At 69.3% G+C, this 25,081-nt stretch carries 29 protein-coding genes and 1 pseudogene; 22 read left to right on the top strand and 8 right to left on the bottom strand.

All coding sequences use genetic code 11. The features are described from left to right. The 10 genes and pseudogenes from VF522_RS22990 to VF522_RS22945 all read left to right on the top strand — a co-directional run. Positions 1 to 274: pseudogene (locus VF522_RS22990) on the top strand (acetyl-CoA carboxylase biotin carboxylase subunit); the annotation flags it as partial. Further along, positions 271 to 933: a 5-oxoprolinase subunit PxpB gene (pxpB, locus tag VF522_RS22985; RefSeq protein ID WP_330910663.1), complete on the top strand. Its 663-nt coding sequence runs from the start codon at positions 271 to 273 to the stop codon at positions 931 to 933. The pseudogene VF522_RS22990 and the gene pxpB, both read left to right, overlap by 4 nt. Beyond that, positions 930 to 1,919 carry a biotin-dependent carboxyltransferase family protein gene (locus tag VF522_RS22980; RefSeq protein WP_330910662.1) on the top strand — a complete coding sequence of 330 codons (990 nt, stop codon included), beginning with the start codon at positions 930 to 932 and terminating at the stop codon, positions 1,917 to 1,919. Before pxpB ends, VF522_RS22980 begins: the two co-directional genes overlap by 4 nt. Next, on the top strand, positions 1,916 to 2,323 hold the full coding sequence (locus VF522_RS22975; protein WP_330910661.1) for an acetyl-CoA carboxylase biotin carboxyl carrier protein: 408 nt from the start codon (positions 1,916 to 1,918) through the stop codon (positions 2,321 to 2,323). Before VF522_RS22980 ends, VF522_RS22975 begins: the two co-directional genes overlap by 4 nt. A gap of 11 nt (positions 2,324 to 2,334) precedes the next feature. Continuing rightward, complete coding sequence (locus VF522_RS22970) at positions 2,335 to 3,102, top strand: 5-oxoprolinase subunit PxpA (RefSeq protein ID WP_330910660.1); 768 nt, start codon at positions 2,335 to 2,337, stop codon at positions 3,100 to 3,102. A 103-nt stretch (positions 3,103 to 3,205) separates the two neighbouring features. Further along, positions 3,206 to 3,958 carry an SDR family oxidoreductase gene (locus VF522_RS22965; protein WP_330910659.1) on the top strand — a complete coding sequence of 251 codons (753 nt, stop codon included), beginning with the start codon at positions 3,206 to 3,208 and terminating at the stop codon, positions 3,956 to 3,958. 17 nt (positions 3,959 to 3,975) lie between these two features. After that, on the top strand, positions 3,976 to 4,683 hold the full coding sequence (locus VF522_RS22960; protein ID WP_330910658.1) for an amino acid ABC transporter permease: 708 nt from the start codon (positions 3,976 to 3,978) through the stop codon (positions 4,681 to 4,683). Continuing rightward, positions 4,680 to 5,471: an amino acid ABC transporter permease gene (locus tag VF522_RS22955; RefSeq protein ID WP_330910657.1), complete on the top strand. Its 792-nt coding sequence runs from the start codon at positions 4,680 to 4,682 to the stop codon at positions 5,469 to 5,471. The genes VF522_RS22960 and VF522_RS22955 overlap by 4 nt, the downstream gene beginning before the upstream one ends. Then, positions 5,468 to 6,202 (top strand): amino acid ABC transporter ATP-binding protein, encoded by a 735-nt coding sequence (locus VF522_RS22950; RefSeq protein WP_330910656.1) that lies wholly within the window; start codon positions 5,468 to 5,470, stop codon positions 6,200 to 6,202. Before VF522_RS22955 ends, VF522_RS22950 begins: the two co-directional genes overlap by 4 nt. A gap of 20 nt (positions 6,203 to 6,222) precedes the next feature. Beyond that, positions 6,223 to 7,059 carry an ABC transporter substrate-binding protein gene (locus VF522_RS22945; RefSeq protein ID WP_330910655.1) on the top strand — a complete coding sequence of 279 codons (837 nt, stop codon included), beginning with the start codon at positions 6,223 to 6,225 and terminating at the stop codon, positions 7,057 to 7,059. A 3-nt stretch (positions 7,060 to 7,062) separates the two neighbouring features. Here the strand turns inward: VF522_RS22945 and VF522_RS22940 are convergent, their stop codons facing one another. Together VF522_RS22940 and VF522_RS22935 are read right to left on the bottom strand one after the other, a co-directional pair. Beyond that, positions 7,063 to 8,031 (bottom strand): tripartite tricarboxylate transporter substrate binding protein, encoded by a 969-nt coding sequence (locus tag VF522_RS22940; RefSeq protein ID WP_330910654.1) that lies wholly within the window; start codon positions 8,029 to 8,031, stop codon positions 7,063 to 7,065. A gap of 127 nt (positions 8,032 to 8,158) precedes the next feature. After that, a complete protein-coding gene (locus VF522_RS22935; RefSeq protein WP_330910653.1) occupies positions 8,159 to 9,316 on the bottom strand; it encodes a citrate synthase family protein in 1,158 nt (385 codons plus the stop codon). A 96-nt stretch (positions 9,317 to 9,412) separates the two neighbouring features. Here VF522_RS22935 and VF522_RS22930 point away from each other — a divergent pair, with 96 nt between their 5' ends. Further along, positions 9,413 to 10,366: a 2-hydroxyacid dehydrogenase gene (locus VF522_RS22930; protein WP_330910652.1), complete on the top strand. Its 954-nt coding sequence runs from the start codon at positions 9,413 to 9,415 to the stop codon at positions 10,364 to 10,366. A gap of 24 nt (positions 10,367 to 10,390) precedes the next feature. Beyond that, a complete protein-coding gene (locus VF522_RS22925) occupies positions 10,391 to 11,365 on the top strand; it encodes a tripartite tricarboxylate transporter substrate binding protein (protein ID WP_330910651.1) in 975 nt (324 codons plus the stop codon). Between the two features lie 9 nt (positions 11,366 to 11,374). Here the strand turns inward: VF522_RS22925 and VF522_RS22920 are convergent, their stop codons facing one another. After that, positions 11,375 to 12,097 carry a GntR family transcriptional regulator gene (locus tag VF522_RS22920; protein WP_330910650.1) on the bottom strand — a complete coding sequence of 241 codons (723 nt, stop codon included), beginning with the start codon at positions 12,095 to 12,097 and terminating at the stop codon, positions 11,375 to 11,377. A 159-nt stretch (positions 12,098 to 12,256) separates the two neighbouring features. Here VF522_RS22920 and VF522_RS22915 point away from each other — a divergent pair, with 159 nt between their 5' ends. Genes VF522_RS22915 through VF522_RS22905 form a run of 3 tightly spaced genes read left to right on the top strand, consistent with a single transcriptional unit; the run spans position 12,257 to position 15,368 of the window. Further along, the gene (locus VF522_RS22915; protein WP_330910649.1) at positions 12,257 to 13,252 is read left to right on the top strand and encodes a tripartite tricarboxylate transporter substrate binding protein; all 996 of its coding nucleotides are present in this window, start codon (positions 12,257 to 12,259) and stop codon (positions 13,250 to 13,252) included. 20 nt (positions 13,253 to 13,272) lie between these two features. Continuing rightward, entirely contained in the window at positions 13,273 to 14,376 is a 1,104-nt protein-coding gene (locus VF522_RS22910; protein WP_330910648.1) for an L-talarate/galactarate dehydratase, read from the top strand. A 17-nt stretch (positions 14,377 to 14,393) separates the two neighbouring features. Beyond that, positions 14,394 to 15,368: a tripartite tricarboxylate transporter substrate binding protein gene (locus VF522_RS22905; protein ID WP_330910647.1), complete on the top strand. Its 975-nt coding sequence runs from the start codon at positions 14,394 to 14,396 to the stop codon at positions 15,366 to 15,368. A gap of 57 nt (positions 15,369 to 15,425) precedes the next feature. Here the strand turns inward: VF522_RS22905 and VF522_RS22900 are convergent, their stop codons facing one another. Beyond that, the gene (locus VF522_RS22900; protein WP_330910646.1) at positions 15,426 to 16,403 is read right to left on the bottom strand and encodes a tripartite tricarboxylate transporter substrate binding protein; all 978 of its coding nucleotides are present in this window, start codon (positions 16,401 to 16,403) and stop codon (positions 15,426 to 15,428) included. Positions 16,404 to 16,633: 230 nt separating this feature from the next. On the opposite strand from VF522_RS22900, the gene VF522_RS22895 reads away from it, so the two are divergent. The 3 genes from VF522_RS22895 to VF522_RS22885 all read left to right on the top strand — a co-directional run bounded on the left by VF522_RS22895 (position 16,634) and on the right by VF522_RS22885 (position 18,394). Next, on the top strand, positions 16,634 to 17,155 hold the full coding sequence (locus VF522_RS22895; RefSeq protein WP_330910645.1) for a hypothetical protein: 522 nt from the start codon (positions 16,634 to 16,636) through the stop codon (positions 17,153 to 17,155). Further along, the gene (locus VF522_RS22890) at positions 17,155 to 18,015 is read left to right on the top strand and encodes a hypothetical protein (protein WP_330910644.1); all 861 of its coding nucleotides are present in this window, start codon (positions 17,155 to 17,157) and stop codon (positions 18,013 to 18,015) included. Before VF522_RS22895 ends, VF522_RS22890 begins: the two co-directional genes overlap by 1 nt. 103 nt (positions 18,016 to 18,118) lie before the next feature. After that, positions 18,119 to 18,394: a DUF3303 domain-containing protein gene (locus VF522_RS22885; RefSeq protein ID WP_330910643.1), complete on the top strand. Its 276-nt coding sequence runs from the start codon at positions 18,119 to 18,121 to the stop codon at positions 18,392 to 18,394. A 2-nt stretch (positions 18,395 to 18,396) separates the two neighbouring features. Here VF522_RS22885 and VF522_RS22880 read toward each other — a convergent pair whose 3' ends face one another. The 3 genes from VF522_RS22880 to argH are packed head-to-tail and all read right to left on the bottom strand — an operon-like array spanning position 18,397 to position 21,633. After that, the gene (locus VF522_RS22880; RefSeq protein ID WP_330910642.1) at positions 18,397 to 19,134 is read right to left on the bottom strand and encodes an aspartate/glutamate racemase family protein; all 738 of its coding nucleotides are present in this window, start codon (positions 19,132 to 19,134) and stop codon (positions 18,397 to 18,399) included. Positions 19,135 to 19,142: 8 nt separating this feature from the next. Further along, positions 19,143 to 20,108: a tripartite tricarboxylate transporter substrate binding protein gene (locus VF522_RS22875; protein ID WP_330910641.1), complete on the bottom strand. Its 966-nt coding sequence runs from the start codon at positions 20,106 to 20,108 to the stop codon at positions 19,143 to 19,145. A 25-nt stretch (positions 20,109 to 20,133) separates the two neighbouring features. Further along, positions 20,134 to 21,633: an argininosuccinate lyase gene (argH, locus tag VF522_RS22870; RefSeq protein ID WP_330910640.1), complete on the bottom strand. Its 1,500-nt coding sequence runs from the start codon at positions 21,631 to 21,633 to the stop codon at positions 20,134 to 20,136. A gap of 124 nt (positions 21,634 to 21,757) precedes the next feature. Here argH and VF522_RS22865 point away from each other — a divergent pair, with 124 nt between their 5' ends. After that, on the top strand, positions 21,758 to 22,636 hold the full coding sequence (locus tag VF522_RS22865; RefSeq protein WP_330910639.1) for a LysR substrate-binding domain-containing protein: 879 nt from the start codon (positions 21,758 to 21,760) through the stop codon (positions 22,634 to 22,636). A gap of 9 nt (positions 22,637 to 22,645) precedes the next feature. On the opposite strand, the gene VF522_RS22860 is transcribed toward VF522_RS22865, so the two are convergent. After that, positions 22,646 to 23,005 (bottom strand): hypothetical protein, encoded by a 360-nt coding sequence (locus VF522_RS22860; RefSeq protein ID WP_330910638.1) that lies wholly within the window; start codon positions 23,003 to 23,005, stop codon positions 22,646 to 22,648. Between the two features lie 52 nt (positions 23,006 to 23,057). Between VF522_RS22860 and VF522_RS22855 the strand changes: the two genes are divergently transcribed. From VF522_RS22855 to VF522_RS22845, 3 genes are all read left to right on the top strand, one after another. Beyond that, positions 23,058 to 23,960 (top strand): LysR family transcriptional regulator, encoded by a 903-nt coding sequence (locus VF522_RS22855; RefSeq protein ID WP_330910637.1) that lies wholly within the window; start codon positions 23,058 to 23,060, stop codon positions 23,958 to 23,960. 23 nt (positions 23,961 to 23,983) lie between these two features. Continuing rightward, entirely contained in the window at positions 23,984 to 24,634 is a 651-nt protein-coding gene (locus VF522_RS22850) for a trimeric intracellular cation channel family protein (protein WP_330910636.1), read from the top strand. 134 nt (positions 24,635 to 24,768) lie between these two features. Then, positions 24,769 to 25,074: a hypothetical protein gene (locus VF522_RS22845; RefSeq protein WP_330910635.1), complete on the top strand. Its 306-nt coding sequence runs from the start codon at positions 24,769 to 24,771 to the stop codon at positions 25,072 to 25,074. The last annotated feature ends 7 nt before the right edge of the window (positions 25,075 to 25,081 follow it).

Genomic DNA, 25,081 nt, shown 5'->3' with positions numbered 1-25,081 from the left:
CGGCGGCTGGGGCGTGCGCATCGACACCCACGCGCGCACCGGCTACCGCGTGCCGGCCTATTACGACTCGATGGTGGCCAAGCTGATCGTCCATGGCGCCAGCCGCGAAGACGCGCTCACGCGCCTGCGGGTCGCGCTCGGCGAACTGCGCGTCGACGGCATCGCCACCAACATCCCGCTGCATCGCGAACTGGCGGCGGACCCGAACTTCGCCGAAGGCGGCGTCGACATCCACTACCTGGAGCGCTGGCTCCAGGAAAGGCCGGCGGCATGATCGGCGACCATCCCGACTTCAGCGTGCTGGGCACGAGCGCGGTGCTGTTCGAGGCGCCGGGCGCGGGCATGACGCTGGCGACGCAGCAGCGCATCTGGTCGCTGGCGCGCGAGGCGCAGGCCTGGCCGGAGGTGCTGGAAGCGGTGCCCGGCATGAACAACCTGATGCTGGTGCTCGCGCGGCCGCCGCGCGACCTCGCCGCGCTGCGCCAGCGCGTCCTCGACGCCTGGTCGTTGCTGCCGGCCACGACGCTCGAAGGCCGCGTGATCGACCTGCCCGTGGTCTACGGCGGCGAAGGCGGCCCGCACATGGCCGACGTCGTCGCCCACACCGGCCTGCGCGTGGACGAGGTCGTCGAACTCCACAGCACGCCCATCTATCCGGTCTACGCGCTGGGCAGCCACCCGGGCTATTGCTACCTCGGCGGCATGGACCCGCGCATCGCGACGCCGCGGCGCAAGCAGCCGGTGCTGCGCATCCCCGCCGGCGCCGTGTCGATCGGCGGCTTCCAGACCGGCGTCTCCGCCTCCGCGGGCCCGAGCGGCTGGAACACGATCGGCTCCACCCGCATGGCCTTCTTCGATCCGGAGCAGGACGCCCCGGCCTTGCTGCAGCCGGGCGACAGCATCCGCTTCCGCGTCGAAAGGGTGATCCGATGATCGAGATCCTGGGCGCGGGCGCCCTCACCACCGTGCAGGACCGCGGCCGTTACGGCTGCCTGCGCTGGGGCGTGGGAACGGCGGGCGCCATGGACGGCATGGCGCTCGCGGCCGGCAACATCCTGCTGGGCAACGAGGAAGGCTGCGCCGCCGTCGAGGTGCAGATCTTTCCCTTCCGCGTGCGCTTCGGCGCGGATTGCGCCTTCTCGCTCACCGGGGCCGATTGCGCGGCGCAACTCGATGGGCTGCCGCTCGTGCCCTGGTCCGCCCACCAGGCGCGCGCAGGCCAGGAGCTGATCCTCGGCACGCCTCCAGCCGGCCCCGCACGCACCAGCCGCGCCTACCTCTGCCTGCCGGGCGGCGTGGACGTGCCGATGGTGCTGCATTCGCGCAGCACGCAGCTGCGCGGCGCCTTCGGCGGGCTCGGCGGCCGGGCCTTGCAGCGGGGCGACACCCTGCGCGCCGGCGCGCCCGCACGCGAGGCCGCCGGCACCGGCCTGGCGCTGGTGCCGCCCGAACTCGCCATGCCGCTGACGAAGGACGGCGTTCCCGCGGTGCGCGTGCTGCCCGCGGCGGAGTACGAGCGCTACACGCCCCCATCGCGCGCTGGCTTCTGGCGCACCGCCTGGAAGATCACGCCGCAAAGCGACCGCTACGGCTACCGCCTCGCCGGCGAGGCCCTGCAGGCGATCGCGCCCCTGGAGATGCGCTCGCACGGCATCGTGCCCGGCGTGATCCAGGTGCCGCCGGACGGCCAGCCGATCGTGCAGATGCGCGATGCGCAGCCCACCGGCGGCTACCCGAAGCTCGGCACCGTGATCGAGGCGGACCTGTGGCGGCTGGGCCAGGCGCCCATCGGCAGCCGCATCCGCTTCCTGGAGGCGAGTTGGGACGAGGCGCTGGATGCCCTCGACGAACTGCAATCCTGGCTGGCCGACGCCGCCCGCCAGGTCGACCTCTACCGAACCACCAGGAGCAGCGCGTGACCGATTCGCACATCGCCCGGGTGCGCCAGCTCTCGCAGTGGCTGGAGGGCACCGACATCACCTTGCTGGAACTCAGCGGACCCGGCGAGCTGGTGCGCCTGCGGCGCGATCCGGCCGGCGAGTTGACGGAGCTCCCCGCTGCGGCGGCGACGTCGGCGCCCGCGCCGGACGCGACCGTGGTGCGCGCCGGCAGCGTCGGCGTGCTGCTGCTCGCGCATCCGCTGCGCACCGAACCGCTGGTGCGCGTGGGCCAGCAGGTCGCGGCGGGACAGGCCGTCGCGCTGCTGAAGATCGGCCTGGTCCTGCTGCCGGTTGCCGCGCCCCGCGCGGGCATCGTCCGCCGCATCGTCGCCGTACATGAAGCCGCGGTCGGCTTCGGCTCCCCCATCGTCGAACTCTCCTGAAGGAGCGCCCCATGGACATCGACCTGAATGCCGACCTCGGCGAGGGCTTCGGCCCCTGGCGCATGGGCCAGGACGAGGACCTGCTGGAGATCGTGTCCTCCGCCAACATCGCCTGCGGCTTCCATGCCGGCGACCCGCTGATCATGCAGCGCACGGTGCAGCTGGCGCGCGCCCGCGGCATCGACGTCGGCGCCCACGTCGGCTTCCCCGACCGCCAGGGCTTCGGCCGGCGCGTCATGCAGGTCGAGGTGAACGAGCTCGCCGCCATGGTCGTCTACCAGCTCGGGGCGCTGGCCGGCATCGCCCGCGCGGCGGGTTGCCGCATGACGCACATGAGCTTCCATGGGGCGCTGGGCAACATGGCGGCCGCCGACGCGGCGCTCGCGCAGCCTTTGCTGGAAGCCGTGGCCGCCTTCGATCCCAAGCTGGTCATCAGCTCTTCCTCCAGCCAGGCGATCGAGGCAGCGGCCGCCCGCCTGGGCCTCACCGTCGCGAGCACCTTCCTGGCGGACCGCGCGTACGACGACGAGGGACTCCTCGTGCCGCGCAAGCTGCCGGATTCCGTGATCAAGCACCCGGCGAAGGTGCTCACCCGGGTGCGCCAGTTCCTGCGCGAAGGCACCGTCACGACGTACGGCGGAGGCACGCTGCGCATGCAGGCCCGCTCCATCCTGCTGCACGGCGACACGCCCGGCGCGGTCGAGCTTGCGCGCACCATCCGCGCGGAGATCGAGGCCAGCGGCGGGGCGATCGTCCCGATCTCGCGCCAGCTGCTCTAAGGGTTAGCCCCGTGATAAGGCGCCCTTATCCCAACACACCCATTCCGTCTTGGTCTTGCGGCGCCGCGCTCGCTAAATTGACCACCAGCCTCGAAAGAACCCCATGCCCTTCGCAGACTATCGAACCGCTCTCGTGACCGGCGCCTCCTCGGGCATCGGCGCCGCCGTCGTCCGGCGGCTGCGCGCCGAGGGCCTGCAGGTGCATGCGCTGGCACGCTCGCCGGACGCCCTGCAGAAGCTCGCCGCCGAGACCGGCTGCATCCCGCACGCGATGGACGTGACCGACCTCGAAGGCGTCACCCGCCTGGCCCGGGAAGTGCCGTTCGACGTGCTGGTGAACAACGCCGGCGTCGACCGTCCGCGCTCCATCCTGCAGGCGGAGGCCGAGGACATCGACCTGCTGGTGGACGTGAACCTGCGCGCGGTGCTGCACCTGTGCCGCCTGGTCGTGCCCGGCATGGTGCAGCGCGACCGCGGCCACGTGGTGAACATCAGCTCCATCGCCGGCGCCTACAACTTCGGCGGCAACAGCACCTACCACGCGACCACGGCCGCCGTGAGCATGCTGTCGCGGCAACTGCGCATCGACGCCTTCGGCAAGCGCGTGCGCGTGACCGAGATCTGCCCGGGCCGCGTGGCCACCGACATCTTCGCGCACGTGCACGGCGATTCGCCGGCCATCCGCGAGCGCTTCATCGACGGCTTCGAGCTGCCGCAGGCCGAGGACATCGCCAACGCGATCGCCTTCGCCATCGCCGCGCCGGTGGCGGTGAACATCGGCCACATGGAGATCACGCCGACGCTGCAGGTGCCGGGCGGCCTCTCCACCACGCGCCCCGAGCGGCCCCAGGCCTGAACCACGAAGGCGCGGCCATGAAGGACTTCGACCTGCTCGCCATCCTGCTGAAGCCCGAGTTCAGCGCGATGCTGCTGCAAGGCATGAAGACCACGCTGCTGATCGCGGCCGGCTCCTGGCTGCTGGCGATGACGCTGGCCCTGGTGCTGCTCACCGCGCGCCTCACGCCCAGCCGCGTCGCCCAGCGCGCCGTCGAAGCCTACGTGTCCTACCACCGCAACGTGCCCACGCTGGTGCAGATGATGCTGTGGTACTTCGGCATCGCCAGCCTGCTGCCCGCGGCGGCCCAGACCTGGCTGTCGGAGCACCACGCCGAAGCCCTCTTCGCCGTCATCTCGCTGGGCCTGTGCCAGGCCGCGTACTTCAGCGAAGACCTGCGCTCCGGCTTCCGCGCCGTGCCCCCCGGCCAGAACGAGGCGGCGCGCGCGCTGGGCCACGGCTACATCGGCGCCATGCGCCACGTGCTGATGCCGCAGGCCGTGCGCAACGCCATTCCCGCGCTGGTCAACCACAGCGTGTCGCTGTTCAAGAACAGCAGCCTGGCGATGGCGATCGGCGCCGCGGAACTCACGCACGTGGTCAAGGAGATCGAAAGCCAGACCTTCCGCGCGTTCGAGACCTACCTGATCGCGACGATCCTGTACCTCGCCATCTCGCTGGTCATCATGGCCGCGGGGGCCTGGATGGACCGGCGCGCCGCCCTGGCCACCGCGAGGTCGGCATGAGCGACCTCCTCGCCATCGTCCGCGACAACTGGCTGCTGCTGCTGGTCGGCCAATACCCGAACGGCCCGCTGGGCGGCCTCGCCTGCACGCTGATCCTGTCGGTGCTGGCGATCGCGCTCGCCTTCCCCGTGAGCGTGCTCGTCGCCCTGGCGCGCCTGTCGAAGTGGCGCCTGCTGAACTGGCCCGCCACCGCCCTGGTGTACGGCGCGCGGGGCATCCCGCTGCTGATGATCATCCTGTGGGTGTACTTCCTGGTGCCGGTGCTGATCGGCCGCAACGTCACGGGCTTCACCACGATGGTCGTGACGCTGGTGGTCTACGAATCGGCCTTCCTCGCCGAGGTGGTGCGCGCGGGCATCCTGGCGCTGCCCAAGGGCCAGATGGAAGCGGCGCGCGCCCTAGGCCACGGCTACCTGGGCGCCATGTGGTCCGTGATCCTGCCGCAGGCCCTCTACAACATGCTGCCCAGCATGCTGAGCCAGTTCGTCTCCACCATCAAGGAGACGACGCTCGGCTACGTGATCAACGTCCCCGAGCTCACCTTCGCGGCGAACCAGATCAACAACCAGCTGCTCACGAAGCCGTTCCACGTCTTCTTCCTGCTGGCGGTGATGTACTTCATCCTCTGCTGGAGCCTGACGCAGCTCGCCGGCTGGCTGGAGCGCCGCATCGCGGCCAAGCGTGCCGGCACCCGCCCCACCCGCGCGGCGGCCGACGCCGGATCCATCGTCTCTCCCCTTCCCACCGACCGGCCGCTGGTCGCCATGTCGACGAGGCCCCTGCCATGATCAACTTCTCCCAGGTCAACAAGTGGTACGGCGACTACCACGCGCTCGTCGACGTCACCGCCGGCGTGAAGAAGGGGGAAGTCGTCGTGGTGTGCGGGCCTTCGGGTTCCGGCAAGTCCACGCTGATCCGCACCGTCAACCGGCTGGAGGAGATCCAGTCCGGCGACCTGGAATTCGACGGCCGCAAGGTGAGCGGGCCGATGGGCAGCAAGGAGCTGAACCACCTGCGCAGCCACATCGGCTTCGTCTTCCAGAGCTTCAACCTGTTTCCGCACATGTCGGTCGCGGAGAACGTGATGTTCTCGCCCGTGCGGCTGCGCGGCATGCCCAAGGCGCAGGCCCGCGAGAAGGCCATGGCGCTGCTGGAGCGCGTCGGCCTCGCCAACAAGGCCGAGTCCTATCCCGCGCAGCTCTCCGGCGGGCAGCAGCAGCGCGTGGCCATCGCCCGCGCGCTGGCGATGGAGCCGCCGGCCATGCTGTTCGACGAGCCGACCAGTGCATTGGACCCCGAGATGGTGGGCGAGGTGCTGGCGGTGATGCGCGGCCTGGCCAACGACGGCATGACCATGATGTGCGTCACCCACGAGATGAACTTCGCCCGCGAGGTCGCCGACCGCGTGTGGTTCATGGACGCCGGCCAGATCCTCGAGACGGCCGACCCGCAGACCTTCTTCAGCCAGCCCCGGCACCCGCGCGCGCAGCGCTTTCTCTGCGACCTGCGCTCCCATTGAAACCACCAGGAAGACCGACCATGCACACCCGCCGCATCGCCCTCGCCGCACTCTCCCTGTGCGCCGCCTCCGCTCCCGCCCTGGCCGACCAGTGGCAGGAGATCCAGCAACGCAAGGAACTGCGCTGCGCCACCTTCGCCGACGTGCCGCCTTTCGCCGCTCCCGATCCCAGGACGCGCGAGATGGTGGGCTTCGACGTCGACCTGTGCAACGCGCTGGCGAAGCAGTTCGGCGTCAAGGCGAGCGTCACCCCGGTGTCCGTCGAGGCCCGGGTGCCCGAGGTGAAGATGGGCCGCGTCGACGTGACCGTCGCCAACCTGGCCTACACGCTCAGCCGCGCCGAGCAGATCCAGTTCAGCCACCCCTACTACCTGGCCAAGGAGATGCTCGCGGTGAAGGCCTCGGACCCGGGCTCGAAGAAGGCGGACTACAAGGGCAAGCGCATCGCCTCCACCAAGGGCTCCACCTCCGAGCAGTCGATCAAGTTGAACGGCTCCGAACCCGTCACCTTCCAGGACACCGGCTCCGCCTACATGGCCGTGCAGCAGAACAAGGCCGTCGGCATGGTGGCGAACACCATGACCATCACCAAGCTGGTGAACCAGTCCAAGGCGGGGGGCGCCGTGGAGCTGAAGATGATCCAGGACCCGATGCTGTTCCAGCCGATCGGCATCGGCATGAAGAAGGGCGAGCCCGCGCTGCTGGCCAAAGTGAACGAAGCCCTCGTCGCCCTCGACAAGTCGGGCGAGATCAACAAGCTGTGGGACAAGTGGCTGGGCGCCGGCACCGAGTTCAAGCTGACGCGCGAGGAAAAGGTCATGCCGCTTTCGGAGCTGAAGTTCGACCCGATCCCCTGAGGGTCAATCCAGCTTGATGTGCGAGTCCGCGATGACCTTCCTGAAGTAGTCCAGCTGGCCGTTGACGTACTTGCGCGAGTCCTCGCTCGAGAGCGCCAGCGGCACGTTGCCGTTGGCGAGCAGCGTGTTCCTGACGGACTCGCTCGTCAGGATCCGGTTGGCTTCGGCGTTCAGTTTCTGGACGACAGCGGCAGGCGTGCCCGCGGGTGCGAACAGGGCCCACCATCCCAGCATCGAATAGCCGGGAACACCCGCCTCCGACACGGTGGGAACGTCCGGCAGGGCCTGCGAGCGCTGCTGGCCGCTGACGGCGATGATCCGCAGCCGGCCGGCCTTGTGGAAGGGCGCAAGCACGTTCGTGTTCTCGAACATGAAGGCGAAGCGGCCCGCGATCAGGTCGTTCATCGCCGCCGCCGCGCCCTTGTACGGAACGTGGTTGGTCTTGATGCCGGCCTTGTACCCCATCACCGCGGCGGCCATGTGCCCGGTGCTGCCGTTGCCGCTGGACCCGTAGTCCAGCTCGGTGTCCTTGCCCTTCTTCAAGAGGTCCGCGAGTGAGCGGATGCCCGAATCGACCGGCACCGCCAGCGCGTAGTCGGTCGACGCCATCACCGTGATCGGCACGAAATCCGCCATGGCGTCGTAGCCGATCCCGTCGTAGAGCCAGGGGTTGGACCCGTGCGTCGCGCTGGTGCCCACGAGGAGCGTGTAGCCGTCCGCCGGCGACCTGGCCGCTTCCTTGGTCCCGATGCTGCCCCCTGCCCCGGGCTTGTTCTCGACGATGAAGGGCTGCTTCAGCGAGTCTGCGAGCTTCTGGCCCATCATCCGGCCAAGCTGGTCGCTGCCGCCACCGGGTGCGTGGGCCACGATGATCTTCACCGGCTTGCGCGGATAGGCCTCCTGGGCGCTCGCGCCGAAGGCGTTCAGCAGTGCGAGAGGGAGCACGCAGCCCATGATCTTCAGGAGTTTCATGCGCCGGATGGTATCGATCCCATCATGGGATGATATCGGTAACATCCCTGATGGCGGACGCACGGTCTCCAGGCAGGTAGCCTGCCGATCCGTGCAACCGGCTCAGGCGTAGTCCCCAGCCCGAGGGCTACGCGCGGTTCGCCGTGCCGGGCACCGGCCCCGCGTAGCGCCCGCGCGGACGGATCACCTGCGCGACACCGAGCTGCTCCATGCCGTGGGCCAGCAGGCCCACGCTGCGCGCCGTGGCGAACAGCGCGAAGGCCGCGTCGGCCGGCAGGCGATGGTGCGCGACCAGCGCCGCCAGGGCCACGTCGATGTTGGGCCGCAGGCCGGTGAGTTGCGCGACCTTCTCGATGAAGCGCGCGATCGCGTCCGGCGGCTCGAACAGCGCCAGCAAGGCGGCAGCGCGCGGATCGCCGTCGGGATAGAGGTGGTGCCCGAAACCCGCCAGCGGCGAAGCCGTCGACAGGTAGTGATCGAGCACCTGGTCCTCGCCCAGCCGCTCCACTTCGCCGAACAGCGCCTTGACGCGGCCGGAGGCATCGCCGTGCAACGGACCCGAGAGCGTGGCCAGTCCGGCCAGAAGGCAGGCAGGCAGGGAGGCGCCGGTCGATGCCGCGATGCGCGCCGCGAACGCGGAACTCGTCAACTCGTGATCGGCCAGCAGCACCAGCGCGGTTCGCAGCAAGTCGGCCACGCGCGCCGGTTGCCTCCAGCCTTTGGCGAATCTCAAGTGCAGCGGCTGCTGCCCCGGCTGCGCGCCGAACGCATCGGCGAGCTGGGCGACCAGGCCCTGCGCCTCGCTGTGCAAGACCCGCGTCAGGCGACCGCGAGTGGAATGGCCGACGGCAGCGAGGCTGGCCAGCGCAGCGAACGCCGCGCCGCGCCCCGAAGGCGCCGGCCGCGTCCCGGGCTCGGAAGAGAAATCGACGGCCTGCTCCGCGCCCCACAGCAGCCGCGCCACGTCCTCCAGCGTCGACGAGCGCGCCAGCTCGATCGCGTCCTGGCCCCGGTAATGCAGGTGCCCGCGAAAGAAGCCGCTGAGCGCGGTGGGAACACTGGGCTCCGCGCCGAACAGTGTGTTGGCGGCCACGGTTTCGAGCTTGCGGCCGGCCTCCTTGCGCTTCGCGAGGCCGGCGACGTCCTCGGCGCGGTACAGGCTGCGGCGCGTATCGGCCGGATCGGGCATGGCGTCCAGCTTGCCGCGGCTCACGTACGCATAGATGGTCTGCCGCTGCACGCCGAGCAGGCGGCAAGCTTCGTCCATGGAGACCCAGGAAGCCATGGCGGTCCGTTGAAGTTGTTTATATTGATTTTATACGTCAATCTTGCCCACTCTATCAACCATTGACTAGGATGCGCTTTCCTTCGAACGCATCCCATGAAACCGCAGGTCCTGCAGCTCAATCCGATCCTGGTCCCCGCGATCAACGAACGGCTCGCGTCCCTCTACACCGTCCACAGGTTCTTCGAGCTCGCCGACCGCGAAGCCTGGCTGCGTGAACACGGCCCCTCGATGGACGCCGTGATCACCGGCGGCCACACCGGCATCTCGCGGGCGATGCTGGAGCAAATGCCGCGGGTCAAGGTCGTGGCCGTCAACGGCGTCGGCACCGATGCCGTCGACCTCGAGTACTGCCGCGCACGCGCCCTGCCCGTCACCGCGACCCTCGGTGCGCTGACCGAAGACGTCGCCGACCTGGCGATCGGCTTGCTGATCTCCGCCTGCCGCAACCTGTGCGCCGGCGACCGCTTCGTGCGCGACGGGCAATGGGAACTGCATCCGCAGCCCAGCGCCATCCCGCTCGCGCGCCGCTTCAGCGGCATGAAGGTCGGCATCGTGGGCATGGGCCGCGTGGGACGCGCCGTTGCCACGCGCGCCGCCGCCTTCGGCTGTCCCATCGCCTACACGGACCTGCATCGCATGGACGATGTCGCGCACCGCTTCGTGCCCCATCTGCTGGACCTCGCGCGCGAGTCCGACGCGCTGGTGCTGTGCGCGGCGGCCGACCAGGCCGAAGGCATCGTCGACGCAGCCGTGCTGGACGCACTCGGTCCGCGCGGCTTCCTCGTCAACGTCGCGCGCGGCCGTCTCGTCAACGAGGCCGACCTGGCGGCGGCAGTCGCCGCGGGCAGCATCGCCGGCGCCGGCCTGGACGTGTTCGTCGACGAGCCCCGCGTTCCGGCGGCGCTGCGCCGGTCCGACTGCGTGACGCTGCAGGCCCACCGCGCCAGCGCCACCTGGGAAACACGCACCGCCATGGGCGAGATGGTGCTCGCCAGCCTCGCCCAGGCCCTCGCGGGCGAACGCCCCGCGATGAGCCTCACCACCTGATTCCACCCGCCAGAGGAGACATCCATGCAACGCAAGACCCTGTTCAAGATCCTCGCCGTCGCGGCGAGCCTGGCCGCCGTGCCCGGCCTCGCATCGGCGCAGGCCTATCCGAACCGCGCGATCAAGATCATCGTGCCGGCCCCGCCCGGCGGCGCCATCGACCTCATCGCCCGCGTCGTCGGCGACAAGCTCGCGGCCTCGATGGGCCAGCCCGTGGTGATCGACAACAAGCCCGGCGCCTCCAACAACCTCGGCACCGACGTCCTGGCGAAGTCGGCCCCCGACGGCTACACGATCGGCATCGTGGGCGGCAGTCACAACATCAACAAGTTCCTGTTCAAGAGCCTGCCCTGGGATCCCGAGAAGAGCTTCGAACCCATCGTCTACTCGCACGTGGTGCCGCTGGTGTTCGCGATCTATCCGCAAATCCCCGCGAAGACGCTGCCGGAATTCGTGGCCTGGGCGAAGGCCCATCCGGGCCAGGCCAAGGTCGCCACGTCCGGACGCGGCAGCGCGCAGGAGATGGCGGCCGAGATGTTCCGCATGGCCGCCGGTGTCGACCTGCTGCTGGTGCCGTACAAGGGCTCGTCGGCCGCGCATCCGGACCTGCTGGCAGGCCGCACCGCGCTGTTCATCGACACGATCAGCGCCATCCAGTCGCAGGTGAAGACCGGCAACGCGCGCGCCATCGCGGTCTCCACGCTCAAGCGCACCGCCGCCCTGCCCGACGTGCCGACCGCCGACGAGCAAGGCCTCAAGGGCTACGACGCCAACACCAACGGCGGCTTCCTCGCGCCCGCGGGCACGCCCAAGGCGATCGTCGCCAAGCTCAATGCCGAAATCAACGCGGCACTGAAGCTGCCCGACGTGCGCGCCAAGCTCGAGGCCGCCGGCATCGACATCCAGGGCGGCACGCCGCAGGACTACGCCGCGCTGATCAAGTCCGACCTCGAAAAGTGGGGCAAGGTCGTGAAGGCGGCCGGGATCCCGGCGGAGTAAGCGGGCCTTTCAGGATCCTTCGTTCGCGACGCGGCCGCCCGGGGCCGCGGCCGGCTGCATGCGCAGTCGCGCCGCCCCGATGTGGCCCCGCACGGCGGCTTCCGCCGCATCGGGATCGCGCGCCTCGAAGGCCGCGATGATCGCGCGGTGCTCGGCCACCGCCACGTCCGAGCCCACGTTGTTGCTGTCCGGAACGACGGACAGGCGCGCCACCAGCAGCACCAGTTGCAGCTCGCGGTAGGCCGCGGAGATCACCGGGTTGGCGGCGCTGTCGACCAGCGCCTGGTGGAAGGCCTGCTCCAGTTCGAAATACGCGCGGTATTGCCGCAAGCCGACACCCTTGGCGCGCATCGCGGCCATGCCCTCGGTGGCCTTGCGCATCGCGGCCAGCGTGTCCTCGTTGGCGAGTACGGCGCCCGCGCGCGCGCCGTGCGCTTCGAGCACCGTCCGGTATTCGAGCAGGTGCTTCATCTGCGCTTCGTCCGGGACCGGCGCCACGCGGAATCCGGTGTTGGCTTCGAACAGGACGAGGCCCTCGGAGCCGAGACGCACCAGGGCTTCGCGCAGCGGCGAACTGCTGATGCCGCACTCGCGCGACAGCGCATCGATGTTCAGGCGCTGGCCCGGCCGCAGGCGCTGCTCGAGGATCTGGCGCTTGAGTTCCTCGTACGCCTGTTCCGCCAGCGAGGTCTTGACCAGCCGCAGACCCGGCGCGGCGTTCCTGGTGGCCATGCGCGATCCCTCCGTCGTTTTCAGATGCCGCCATTATGGCCCGGCCGCGACCTTCCTCGGTCGAGCATCATGCATCAAAGATCGTGCACGATCTTGACTTGGCGGCCGACGGCCCGCAGAATCCGGCCGTCGCGCCCTTTCCGCGATCGGAGACCACCCTTGAATCCCCCCGCCTTCCCTCGTCGCCGCCGGCAACTCGCCGCCGCGCTGGCGCTGCTCGCCCTGCCCCTCCTCGCCACCGCCCAGGCCGCCGCGCCGGCCTGGCCGAAGAAATCGGTCCGCGTCGTCGTGCCCTATCCGGCCGGCGGCCCCAACGACCTGATCGCGCGCCTGCTGGCGCAAAAGCTCTCGGACCGGCTGCACCAGCCCTTCGTGATCGACAACAAGCCGGGCGCCACCGGCATGACCGGGACCGATACCGTCGCCAAGTCGCCGGCCGACGGCTACACCCTGCTGGTCAGCGCCTCGGTGCACGTGATCTATCCGAGCCTGTTCCAGAAGGTGCCCTTCGACCCGCTGAAGGACTTCTCGCCCGTCAGCCTGATCGCGCGCGCGCCGCTGGTGCTGTCGGTGAACCCGGAGCTCAATGTCAAATCGGTGCAGGAGCTGATCGCGCTGGCCAGGTCCAAGCCGGGCCAGCTGCAGTACGCGTCGTCGGGCAACGGGTCCGCCACGCACCTGTCCGCCGAGGCCTTCAAGACGCAGGCGGGCATCAACCTGCAGCACATCGCCTACAAGGGCAGCTCGCCCGCCATGAACGACGTCATCGCGGGCCACGTGCAGCTGATCTTCGATTCCGTCGGTTCCACCATTCCCTACATCAAGGCCGGCAAGCTGCGGCCGCTGGCGGTGACCTCGGCTAAACGTTCGCCCGCGGTGCCGGACCTCCCGACCATCGCGGAGTCCGGCGTTCCGGGCTACGACATCAGCACCTGGTACGGCCTGTGGGCACCGACGGGCACGCCGAAGGAAATCGTCGAGCAGCTCTCGGCCGAAGTGCACGCGATCCTGCAACTGCCCGACGTGCGCGAGCAGCTCACCTCGCGCGGCATCGACCCGGTCGGCAGCACCGCCGCCGAATTCCGCAACTACAACGCCTCCGAGTCCACCAAGTGGGCGCGGATCGTCAAGGACTCGGGCGCCAAGCTCGATTGACCCGCACAGGACTGCATCCCATGGACCCCATCAAGACCGTCGAGGTCGCCCTCTACCAGGTACCGCTGCGCAAGGCCGTGAGCGACGCCAAGGTGCTCACCGGCCGCCAGAAGCCGCTGGCGCACGTGGACATGCTCACCGCCACCATCGAAACGGTGAACGGCGCCCGCGGATTCGGATTCAGCTACTCGCTGCGCGCCGGCGGCTCCGCCCTGCTGGCGCACGCGAAGGATCTCGCCGGCGCGCTGGTGGGCGAGGACCCCAGCGACATCGGCCGCCTCTGGGAGAAGCTGGCGTGGCTCGGCGCCTCCGTCTCGCGCACCGGCGTGGCCGTGCAAAGCATCGCGGCCTTCGACGTGGCGCTGTGGGACATGAAGGCCAGGTCGGCCAACGTCTCCATCGGCAAGCTGCTTGGCGCCTACCGCGAAAGCGTGCCTTGCTACAACACCTCGGGCGGCTACCTGTCGGCCTCCACGTCCGAGGTGCTGGCCAACGTCGATCGATCGCTGGAGCGCGGGCTCGGCGGCATCAAGCTGAAGGTCGGCCAGCCGGACCTGAAGAAGGACATCGAGCGGGTCGCCGCCGTGCGCAAGCATGTGGGCGACGACGTGCCGATGATGGTGGACGCCAACCAGCAGTGGGACCTCAGCACCGCGCTGCGCGCCGGCCGGATGCTGGACCCGTTCAACCTGGTGTGGCTCGAGGAGCCGGTCAACGCCTACGACTATCGCGGCCACGCGCAGCTCACGGCGAAGCTCGACACGCCGATCGCAACCGGGGAGATGTTGAGCAGCGTGGCCGAGTGCCAGGAGCTGATCAAGCACCAGTCGGTGACATTCCTGCAGCCCGACGTGCCGCGCGTGGGCGGCATCACGCCCTTCCTGAAGATCGCCAACAGCGCGGACTTGAATCGCCTGAAGCTGGCGCCGCACTTCGTGATGGAGATCCACATCCACATGGGCTGTGCCTACCCGCACGAAGCCTGGGTGGAACACATCGAATGGCTGGAGCCCGCCTTCAACGAACGGCTGGAAATCAAGGGCGGCCACATGCTGCTGCCACAGCGTCCGGGCCTGGGGTTCAGCCTCTCGGAAGAGGCTGCGCGGTGGCGCGTCGGCGCCTGATCGATCGGAGAGATGCCATGAACAAGATCCTGCTTTCCCTGGCACTGGCGGCCGCCTGCGTCCCCGTGGCCGCCCTCGCGCAACAGCCCGGCGCCTTCCCTTCACGCCCCGTCACGCTGGTCGTGCCCTTCCCTCCCGGCGGCGGCACCGACACCGGCGCGCGCCTGCTCGCCCAGCACCTGTCGGCGAAGTGGGGGCAGTCCGTCGTGATCGACAACCGCGGGGGCGCCGGCGGCATCGTCGGCGCCGACCTCGTGGCCCGCGCGAAGCCCGACGGCTACACGCTACTGATGGGAAACGTCGGCACACAGGCGATCAACCCGCCGCTATACGGCCAGCTGCCCTACAACGCCGAGAAAGCCTTCGCGCCGGTCTCACTGGTGGCCGACCTGCCGATCGTGCTGGTCACGTATCCGGGCTTCAAGGCGACCAACGTGAAGGACCTGGTCGCCCTGGCCAAGGCGGAACCCGGCAGGCACAACTACGCGAGCTCGGGCACGGGCAATTCAACGCACCTGGCAGCCGAGATCTTCCAGGCCGCATCGGGCACGAAGTTCCTGCACGTGCCCTACAAGGGCGGGGGCCTGGCGAACACGGACGTGATCGCCGGCCACGTGAACATGCAATTCACCACCATATTCGGTTCCACCGGCTTCATCCAGTCCGGCAAGTTCCGACCACTGGCGGTGGCCAGCAGCGTGCGCTCGCCGGCGCTGCCCAACGTGCCCACCCTCGCCGAGGAAGGACTGAATAACGCCGAGATGGGATCGTGGCTCGGCGTGCTCGCGCCCGCCGGCACACCGCAGGCCATCGTCGACAAAATCGCGGCCGACATCCGCGAGGTGGTCGGCTCCAAGGAGGTTCGCGAGACCATGATCGCTCAGGGTGCGACGCCCCGCAGCAGCACGCCCGCCGAATTCGCGGACGTGATCGCGAAAGACCTCCAGCGCTTCACGGCGCTGGTGCGGAAACTCAATCTGCACGCGGAGTGAGGGGTGCGGCGTCGCTGGCGCCCGTGAACTCGCCAACACGCACGGCACGAGGTCTTCTCAATCCAGCTTGATCCCCAGCCCCTGCACGAGCTGGGTATAGCGCTCCACCTCGCCGCTCAGCATGCGGGCGAAGTCCTCGGAGCTGGGACTGCTCACCGGCTCCGCTCCGTTGGCATCCATGGCCTTCTTGAATTCGTCGGTCGCGACGATCGCCACCAGTTCCTTGTGCAGGCGATCGACCACCGGCTTCGGCATGTTGGCCGGGCCCATGATGCCGAGCCAGAGCGCCGCATTGAACCCGGGATAGCCTTGTTCGGCCACCGTCGGCACGTCGGGCAGCGCGGGCGAGCGGCTCGTCGTGCCCACGGCGATCGGGCGCACCTTGCCGGCCTTGGCGTTCTGCAGCAGCGCGGGCATGGAGCCGAACACGGCCTGCACTTCACCCGACAGGAGTGCCAGGTCGGCCGGCGCGTTGCCCTTGTAGGGGATGTGCTTGATGTCGAGTTTCGCGGCGTCCTTGAGCATTTCCATTGCGAGGTGCGTGGCCGTGCCGTTGCCGGCCGACGCGTAGTTCAACTTGCCTTCGCTCGCCTTGAAGTGACTCACGAATTCGGGCAGCGTGCGCGCGGGCACCTGGGGATTCACGACCAGCAGGTAAGGCGTGATGGCGACCAGCGAGATCGGCGTGAAGTCGCGCGTCGGCACGAAGGGCAGCTTGCTGTACGCGCCGGCGGAAATCGCGTGCGTGCTCGTGGTGGCCAGCGTGAGCGTGTAGCCGTCGGGCGGCGCTTTCGCCACGGCGTCGGCGCCGATCGTGCCGCCGGCGCCCGCGCGGTTGTCGACGACGACGGATTGACCCAGCCGCTCGCCCAGCTGCTTCGCGACGATGCGCGCCACGATGTCGGTGGAGCCGCCCGGTGCGAAGCCGACCACCAGCTTGATCGGACGGTTCGGATAGTCCGACTGCGCGACGGCGGCAAGGGGTGCGAGAACTGTCGCGGCCAAAGCGACAAGCAGTTGTCTCTTCGTAGGCATGCCTTGCTCCTTTGCACCGGATCGTGCGCGGATATGACGCCGAATCCACCAGCGCGTCAATCGGGACCGGCGCTCACCGCCGCTCGACAGGACGAAGATTCGCCGGGACACCCTCGCATCGGAAGGGGCTTGCGTCCAAACCGCCGCCGCGCGCGTATCACTACGGCGCGGTTGTCTGGCGCAAGCGCCCCGCTCCGGCGGGCTTCCGATCTCGGCATTGGAGACTCTTCATGGCACCGTTCCATCGTCCTTCGCGCACCGGCCTGGCCCTGTTCGCCGCGTCGGCCTTCTTCACATCGAGCGCGGCGTTCGCCGACGACGCAGCGGGCAGTGTCGCGGCTCGGCTCGGCGGCGCCGATGGCATCGCCGCCTTCATCAATGCGCGCGTGGTGCCGGCGCTAGTGGCGTCCGAACTCGGCGTCTTCTTCACCGGCGGTGTCGTGCCGCTGACCGAGTCCACGTCGCAGACGGTGACCTGCCTCGCGCGCCTGCTGGACCACGACCTGGGTGGCCCCTCGCCGAAGAACGGCAGCATCGCCGTCGACCCGGCTGCTTCGCCGTTCCCGGTGCAGCACCAGTGCCGCAGCTCGATGTCCAACGTGCACCGGGGCATGCGCATCACCGACGCGCAGTTCGCGCTGTTCGTCAACATCGTCGCGACGCAGGCGATCGCCGCCGGCGTGGCGCAGGACGACGTGGTCGAAGTGGGCAAGGTCTTGAACCGCTACCGGGGCAGCATCACCAACCAGTGATGCGGACCTTCCACTCCTCGCGCCGGCCGCGTGTTGCGATCGCTGCGGGCATCGTGGCGATCCTCGCGCTGCTGGCGCTGCGAGCGGCGTGGCGGGAAGCCCCGCGCGAGCAGGCCAGCCTCGCGGCGCCGGCCTCGGCCGCCATCACGAGGCCGCTTCCGCTGGTCCCAAGTCCACGGAGCGGGAGCGCGCCGGCAACCGCGGCCGCGGTCGCGCCGACAGCGAGGGAGCGGGTCGAGACGGCCCTGCAAAGCCAGGACCCCGAAGTGCGCACGGAGGCCTATCGCCTCCTGCGCCATTGCGCTTCGGTCCTTGCTCCCGGCCGGCTCCCTCCAGCGGTTGCGCCCCCGCCGTGGATGGAATGGAAAAGCGTGCGGCTCGCGGAGCAGGCGTGGCAGTCCCTGGCCGGCCGCTGCGCGTCGCTGCGAGACCTGCCGGACCGCGACGCACTGCAACGCCAGCTCGATCCGGTGCCCGCGTTCGCTTCCATGCAGGCGCAGGCGCGCTGGCTGGCCGGCACGCTCGGTCAACATGGCGGTGCCGCGCTGCTATGGGCCGGAAACGCCCTGGGCGCCTACGTCGAGGAGCGAACGGACCAGCCGGATGGCGACGTCTTCGAAACGCTGGATCCGGAGGCGATCCAGATCGTGCGTTGCCGCTTCGCTGAGGAATGCAGTGCCGGTTCCGATGCGGCGCACGCGGCGTGCATCACGCTCGGTGCATGCGAAGGCGACGTGCCGCAACGGCTGCTCGCGACCCTGGGCTCACGCGCGGCGCGCGAGCGCGTCCTGCGCCAGGCCGATGCGCTGGAGCGTGCCCTGGCGCGGGACGATCTCTCCGTGTACGGGCTTGGCAGGTGAGGCGAGCGGGCGTACGCTCTTCCTCCCGTGAGCGAGGATCCTGCAGCGACGCGCCGCTCACGTGCCTGTCGGCGCTCGCTGTCTTTTGCAGATGGAGGCCATGATGAAATACATCCTCAGCTGGACGACGCCGCCCAGCGTGTTCCGCGCTGCAGTCGAGCGTTTCCTGGAAACCGGCGCGGTCCCGCCGAAAGGAGTCGAGCTCCTGGGGCGCTGGCATGGCTTGAGCGGATCCGGCTTCGCGATCGCGCGATCCGACGACGCGAAAGCGCTGTACCAATACCAGGCGCAATGGGCCGACCTGCTGGAGTTGAGCGTGACGCCCTGCGTGGAGGATGAGGAGGCGGGCGCCGTGCTGGCGCAACTCTCCAACCGCTGAGGTCATCGCGCCGGTTCACCGCTCCCGGCGGCCGCGCTCCTGTTCACGACCAGGCCAAAGTGCCCGAGCGCGCTCACTGCCAGCGCGTCGATCGAGTCCACCACGGGCAAGTCCAGGTCTTCGGCGGCGAGCGCGGCAAACGCGACCGGCAGTTCCGTGCATCCGAGGATGACCGCATGGGCGCCGCGACCTTTCAGCGTGTGGATCGCTTCCGCCAGGGCCGCGGCGGCTTCCGCCACACGGTTTTGCTTCACCGCCTGGATCGGCCGGACGCATAGACGTTCCACATCGTCCTGCGTGTACGGAAGGACGGTGAACCCCGCAGCCGCGAGCTCGCCCCTGTAGAGGTCGGATCGGACGGTGGCGCGCGTTCCCAGCAACCCGATCGGCCCCGCGCCTATCCCTCTCGCGCGCAGGCCGGCAATCGCAGCCGGGACGATGTGGATCAGCGGGATCTTCACGCTCGCCTGCAGTTCCGAAAACCAGTGGTGCGCCGTGTTGCAGGGAATGACCGCGCACTCGCACCCGCTGGACTCCAGGAAGCGCAGTCGCTCCTGCATGGCGGGCAAGGGACTGGTGCCACCGCTCAACGCCGCTTCCGACCGATCGGGGATCCGCGGATCGTTGACCAGCAGCACCGGCAGGTGCTCCTGGTCGGACGTCACGCCCGTCAGCAACGCGAGCCGGTAGGCAAACCAGGCGCCGGCAGCCGGCCCCATTCCTCCGAGGACACCCAGCATCGGCAGGCTCAGTCCAGGGAAATGTTCGCCTTCCGGATCACCTCGCTCCAGCGCTCCGTCTCGAAGCGGACCAGGGCTCCGTACTCCACGCTGGTGCCGGGCAGCGGGATCGCGCCTTGCGCGGCCAGCATGTCGATCGTCGCCTTGTCCTTGGCGAGCTTGTTGATCTCGATCGACAGCTTGTCGACGATCGCCTTCGGCGTGCCGGCGGGCGCCAGGACACCGGCCCACGAATCCACGACGAAGTCCGGCACGCCCGCTTCCGCCATGGTGGGGACGTCGGGGAGCGAGGACACCCGCCGCGCCGAGGCCACCGCCAGGGCGCGCACCTTGCCGCTCTGGACGTGCGCGATCACGTTGGGCAGGTTCACGAACATCAGGTCGATCTGGCCCGCCAGGAGATCGACGGTGGCCGGGCCGGCGCCCTTGAACGGAACGTGCTCGAAGCCGGTGCCCGTCTTGTGCTGGAACAGCTCGCCGACCAGCTGGTTCACGCTGCCGTTGCCGGCCGACCCCATGAACAGCTTCTTGGGGCTGGCTTTCGCGTGGGCGACGAACTCCCGTACGTTCTTCGCCGGGACGTTGTTCGACACGACCAGCACGTTCGGCACGGCCGCGAACAGGGCGACCTGCGTGAAGTCCTTGTTCGGGTCGTATGGCAGCTTCTTGTACAGCAGCGGATGGAAGGACTGGTGGCTGGAAGACGCCAGCAGCAGCGTGTAGCCGTCCGGGGCCGACTTGGCGACGAAGTCGGCGCCGATCGTGCCGCCCGCACCGCCCTTGTTCTCGACGATCACCTGCTGTCCGAGGCTGTGCGACAGCCGTTCGGCCAGCAGGCGCCCGATGAGGTTCACCGTGCCGCCGGGGGCGAAAGGCACGACCAGCTTGATCGGCTTGTCGGGATAGGCCGCGGATGCAGTGGTCGCGACGCAAGCGACCGCCGCCGCCAGGACGAGCTTGAGGATGGGCTTCATGGTTGCGAAGGGTTGAAGTGAAAGTTCACGCGCTCGCCAGGGCGGCGATCTCGCGCTTCATCTGCTGGCGGGACGCCTCGAGCCGCCGCCGCGTGGCCTTGGCCGCGGAGAGCACCGTTTCGAGGTGTCCGAGTTGCCGCTGGACGGCAAGCATCACTTCCGACGGCGCCGGGCCGCCATTGCGGCGCGCGTTCACGCTCTGGATCGGGTCCAGGTACTGGCGCAGCGTCTCTTCGGGCCATCCGATGGTCCGGCCGATCACGTCCGCCGCGGCGAGGTCGAGCATGGCGCTGGTGAGCTCGCCCGCCGAGTGCCCCGCATCGAGCGCCATGCGCACCAGGCCACCGACGACGTGGTGCGCATCCCGGAACGAGAGTCCGGCTTCGGCGACCAGCCCGTCGGCGAGGTCGGTCGCCACCGAGAAGTCCAGCCCGACGCGACGCAGCATGTGCGAGGGCCTCGGCTCGACGCTGCCGACGATCAGCTCGAACAGCGACAGGCAGCGCATGGTCTCCTCGCAGCATTCCCAGAAGCTGCGCATGCTCTCGCGGCTGCTGTCGCCGGTGTGCGTGAAGTGCGTTCCCTTCACGGTGACCAGCGAGGTGTTCAGCAAGCCCACGACATGCGCGCTCTTGCCGCGCAGGTACTCCAGCACGGCGGGGTTCTTCTTCTGCGGCATGATGCTCGAGGTGCTCGCCACCCGGTCCGGAAAGGACAGGAGGCCGAACTCGGGCGTGGACCACACGTAGAAGTCCTGTGCCACCCGTCCCCACGTCAACGCGGTGATCGCCATGGCCGACATCGCTTCCCATGCGAAGTCGCGCGACGCGACGGCATCCAGCGTGTTGTGCACCAGCGAGCCGAACCCCAGGGCGTCGGCCGTGACGCGCCTGTCGATGGGAAACCGCGTGCCCGCCAGCGCCCCCGCACCGAGCGGCAGCGCATCGATCCTGGGCAGGGCCGCTTCGAGCCGGTCCATGTCGCGGCCCAGGGTCTCCGCCAGCGCGCTCAGGTAGAAGCCGAAGGTGATGGGCTGCGCCGGCTGCAGGTGCGTGTAGCCCGGCATCACGGTGCCGGCGAACGTGCTCGCCCGCTCCAGCGCGATCCTGCGCACGCGGCCCAGCGCCTCCAGGACGTCCAGCACGATGGTGCGCGCGCGCATGCGGTCGATCGTCGCGGCGATGTCGTTGCGGCTCCGGGCCATGTGCAGGCGGCCGCCGGCGTCGCGGCCCGTGATCGTCATCAGCTTGGCTTCGTAGTTGAAGTACGGGTCCTCGCGCGCCGGGTCGAGTTCCACGGCCGCCGGCCCTTCGGCCTCCATCTGCTGCAAGCCGCTGGCCAGCTTGCGGGCCACCTCAGGCGACACGAGCCCGGTCTTGTGAAGCATCAGCAGGTGGGCCTCGTTCACCTCGGTGAGCCAGGCGAACTGCCGGTCGAAGTCGCGCGCCAGGCGCGGACCGTAGATGTGCTCGCAAATCTCCTGCGCGAGCGGCTCCTTGAGCCGGCGGCTGACCTTCGATTCCATGCTTCACCATCCGTTGAATGTGCGCCCAGTGTCCGCAGCGGCGGCATGCCGGTCAAATGACAGTTTTCGCGGTCGGGATGCGTTTTTGATATGGCCCCCCGCAGGAGACCGTACCATCGCCGGCATGAACTTCAAGCAGGTCGAGACCTTCCGCGCCGTGATGCTGACCGGCTCCATGACGGTCGCGGCGAAGCAGCTGCACACCTCCCAGCCCAACGTGAGCCGCGTCATCGGCAAGCTGGAGGCGGAGCTGGGGTTCGAACTGTTCGACCGGCTTCCCGGCCGCGTGGCGGCCACCAAGGGCGCCGAGGCGCTGTTCCGGGAAGTGGAGCGCGCGTTCGTGGGACTGGACAGCCTGAGCGACTCGGCGCGCGTCATCCGCGACGCCGGCGTCGGGACGCTGCGCGTGGCGGCGGCCGCCTCGATCTCGCTGAGCGTGCTGCCCCTGGCGATGCGGATGTTCGGCGAGAAGTACCCGCAGGTGCGCATCGTCCTGGACACGAGCGAGTCCCACGTCATCGCCAACTGGGTCGCCACCCAGCACTGCGACATCGGTTTCGTCTCCAACGTGTCGGACAAGCCGGGCGTCGTTGCTTCGGTGATCCACGCCGAAAGCGCGGTCTGCGTGTTGCCGTCGAATCATCGCCTGGCCGGCAAGAAGCGCCTCGCCCCCCGGGACCTCGCGGGCGAGCGCTTCATCTCGCTGCCCAGCGGCAACTCCTCGCGCCGCGCGATCGACGCCGTGTTCCCCGACGGAAGCCGCGTCATGGCGTTCGAAACACCGTTCGCCGCGACGATCTGCCGGATGGTGAGCGAAGGCCTGGGCGTCAGCCTGGTCAACCCGATCGTGAGCCGCACGATGAATTTCCCCGGGGTCCGGGCGCTTCCGTTCAAGCCCGACATCCCGTTCAGGAGCTACATGCTGCGCTCACAACTCGCGCCGCGCGACACGCACGTGAACCACTTCGTCGCGTGCATGCGGGCGGCGTTCAACTCGGTGTGAGGCTTCCAGTCACCCGCCGTAGGACCGCGGCCGATCGGGTGCGCCCGGGCGCTGGGCGCGGCCGGCGTCGCTTGGCCGGCACCATGCCCACGGCACACAGGAGATGACGGACGCGAAGAGCGGCGCGGGCTCCTGCACCACCACCGTCGACTCGCGCACCGCGACGGCGGAACCGGAAAGCACGGCAGGCAACACGGCCGGCGCCACGAATCGAACCGCCGGCGGCACGACGACCGTGCCGCCCAGCCAGCTTGCGGGCTCCTGCACCAGCAGTTCGCCCTCGCTCAGGACCACCGGTCCCGCGCTGCGGCGGGAAACGGGAAGTGCCTGCCCGGTCTGCAGGCGATGGACTCGTGCTTGCGTGTTCATGGGCTGAAGTTTAGGATTCAACGATCTTCATGTTCAATTGAATCCGATTTCAATGGCTACGGACGCGGGCCTTCCCACGCTGCGGCAGCTCGAACTGCTCGTGGCCTTGCCGGGCGCCTCCAGCATCGCGGCGGCCGGCTCGAAGATCGGCATGAGCGCCTCCGCGACCAGCCACGCGTTGCGCGCCCTCGAAAACGGCCTCGGCTGCGAGGTCGTGGACCGCATGGCCGCCGGCGTGGTGCTGACGCACGCGGGCGAGCTGGCGCTGGCCCATGCCCGGGACGTGTTCGCCTCCTTGCAGCAGGTCAAGTCGGTCGCCGCTGCTTCCGCGGGCCTGCACACCGGCCTGCTGCGCATCGGCTCGATCGGTCCCAGCACCTCGCTGCGGCTCTTGCCGCCCCTGCTCGAGAAGTTCCGCCGCCGCTATCCGGGCGTCGAGGTGCACGTCACCGAACGCGCGGACGCCGACATCGAGCAGGACCTCGTCGAGCGCAGGGTCGAGATCGGCGTCGTCCGCCTGCCCCAGCCGTCGCTGGACACGGTGGCGCTGGCGACCGACGAACTCATGGCGATACTGCCGGAAGGCCATCCGCTCGCACGCGGCAAGACGGTGGCCGTGCGCGAACTGGCCGAGTACCCGCTGATCCTCACCCAGGCCGGCTCGCAGGACATGGTGATGCGCATGTTCGATCGCGCGGGCGTGCGCCCGAAGGTCGCGCACGAGCTGTTCCAGGTCGTCTCGATCCTGGAGTTCGTGGCGCACGGCAATGGCGTTTCGGTGCTCGCCTCCCTGACCGTCCCGGAACCGCGCCCCGGCCTCGCCTTTCGACCGATCACGCCGCGCGTGGCACGACGCGTCGCCATCGCCTGCCTGGATTCCGCACGGCTCTCGCCGGCGGGCCGGGCGTTCTGGGAACTGGCACGGCGCGAGGCGCCGGCGAAGCCGCCGGCGTGAATCGCCCCAGCGACAATCCCCGCATGTCCAACGCTCCCCTGCTGTCCCTGCTCCTGACCGTCATCGAGGGCAGCGCGACGCTCGCCTTTGCCCTGTCCGGCATGCTCGAAGCCGCGCGCAAGCGCCTGGACGCCGTCGGCGTCTGCATCGTCACGGGACTCGCCGCGTTCGGCGGCGGCACGCTGCGCGACATCCTGCTCGATCGCCGTCCCTTCTTCTGGGTCGCGCATTCGGAGTGGCTGTGGGCCTTGCTGGCGCTGTGCATGGGTGCGATGGCCTTCCTGCGCGCGCGGCACTTCGCGCCCACCGAACGCGCGATGCAGTGGCCGGACGCCCTGGGGCTCGGCCTCTTCAGCGCCAGCGGCACGCAGCTCGCGCTGGAGCAGGACCTGCCCGGCATCGTCGCCGTGCTGATGGGCGTGATCACCGCGACCTTCGGCGGCGTGCTGCGCGACATCGTCTGCAACGAGATTCCCAGCGCCCTGCGCGACCATCGCCCTTACGCGATCTGCGCTTTCGCGGGCGGCTGGGTGCTGGTCCTCGCGCGCTACGCCGGCGTGGATCCGGGATGGGCGCTGCTGGCCGCTGCCGCCACCGCCACCGGCCTGCGCGGACTGGCCTTGAAGACGGGCTTCACGCTGCCGCGATGGTCGTCCGGCAGCGACGCCGCGTGATCGCGCCGTCCCGGGAGTTGATGCTCCAGATGCGAACTATTCGCATTTGAGATAGAGTACGGGCCTGCCAGCCACGGACCTGCACGAGGTCACGACGCCAGCGATTCCGGCATCCCGCCGCAGAAAGGAATTGCATGGCCCCCTTCGAAGCGAACCCTGTCTCCGAGGAATACGAGCTGCCCGCCGTCGAGGCGGTGCTGGCCGGCACACTGGCCCTGATGACGGGCTGTGCGCAGTCCTCCTGCCCCGCGCAGCGCCGCCACATGATGAACAGGATCGTCGACAACATGGCGCTCCTGGCGGCGCATCCGCAGCTTTCCAGCCAGTTCCGCTGCGCCCTGGGCAAGCTGCGCTGCCACTGGGAACTGTTGCTGGAGGATGGCGGCAACGCTGCCGCCGGCGGCTTGCTGCGCCACCCCGCGCCGACGTCGCTGCAATGAAATGCGA

Source organism: Ramlibacter sp., from assembly GCF_036383835.1.
Classification (GTDB): Bacteria; Pseudomonadota; Gammaproteobacteria; order Burkholderiales; family Burkholderiaceae_C; genus Ramlibacter.
The sequence above is the reverse complement of the archived record's forward strand: the minus strand, read 5'-3'. Positions and strand labels throughout refer to the sequence as shown.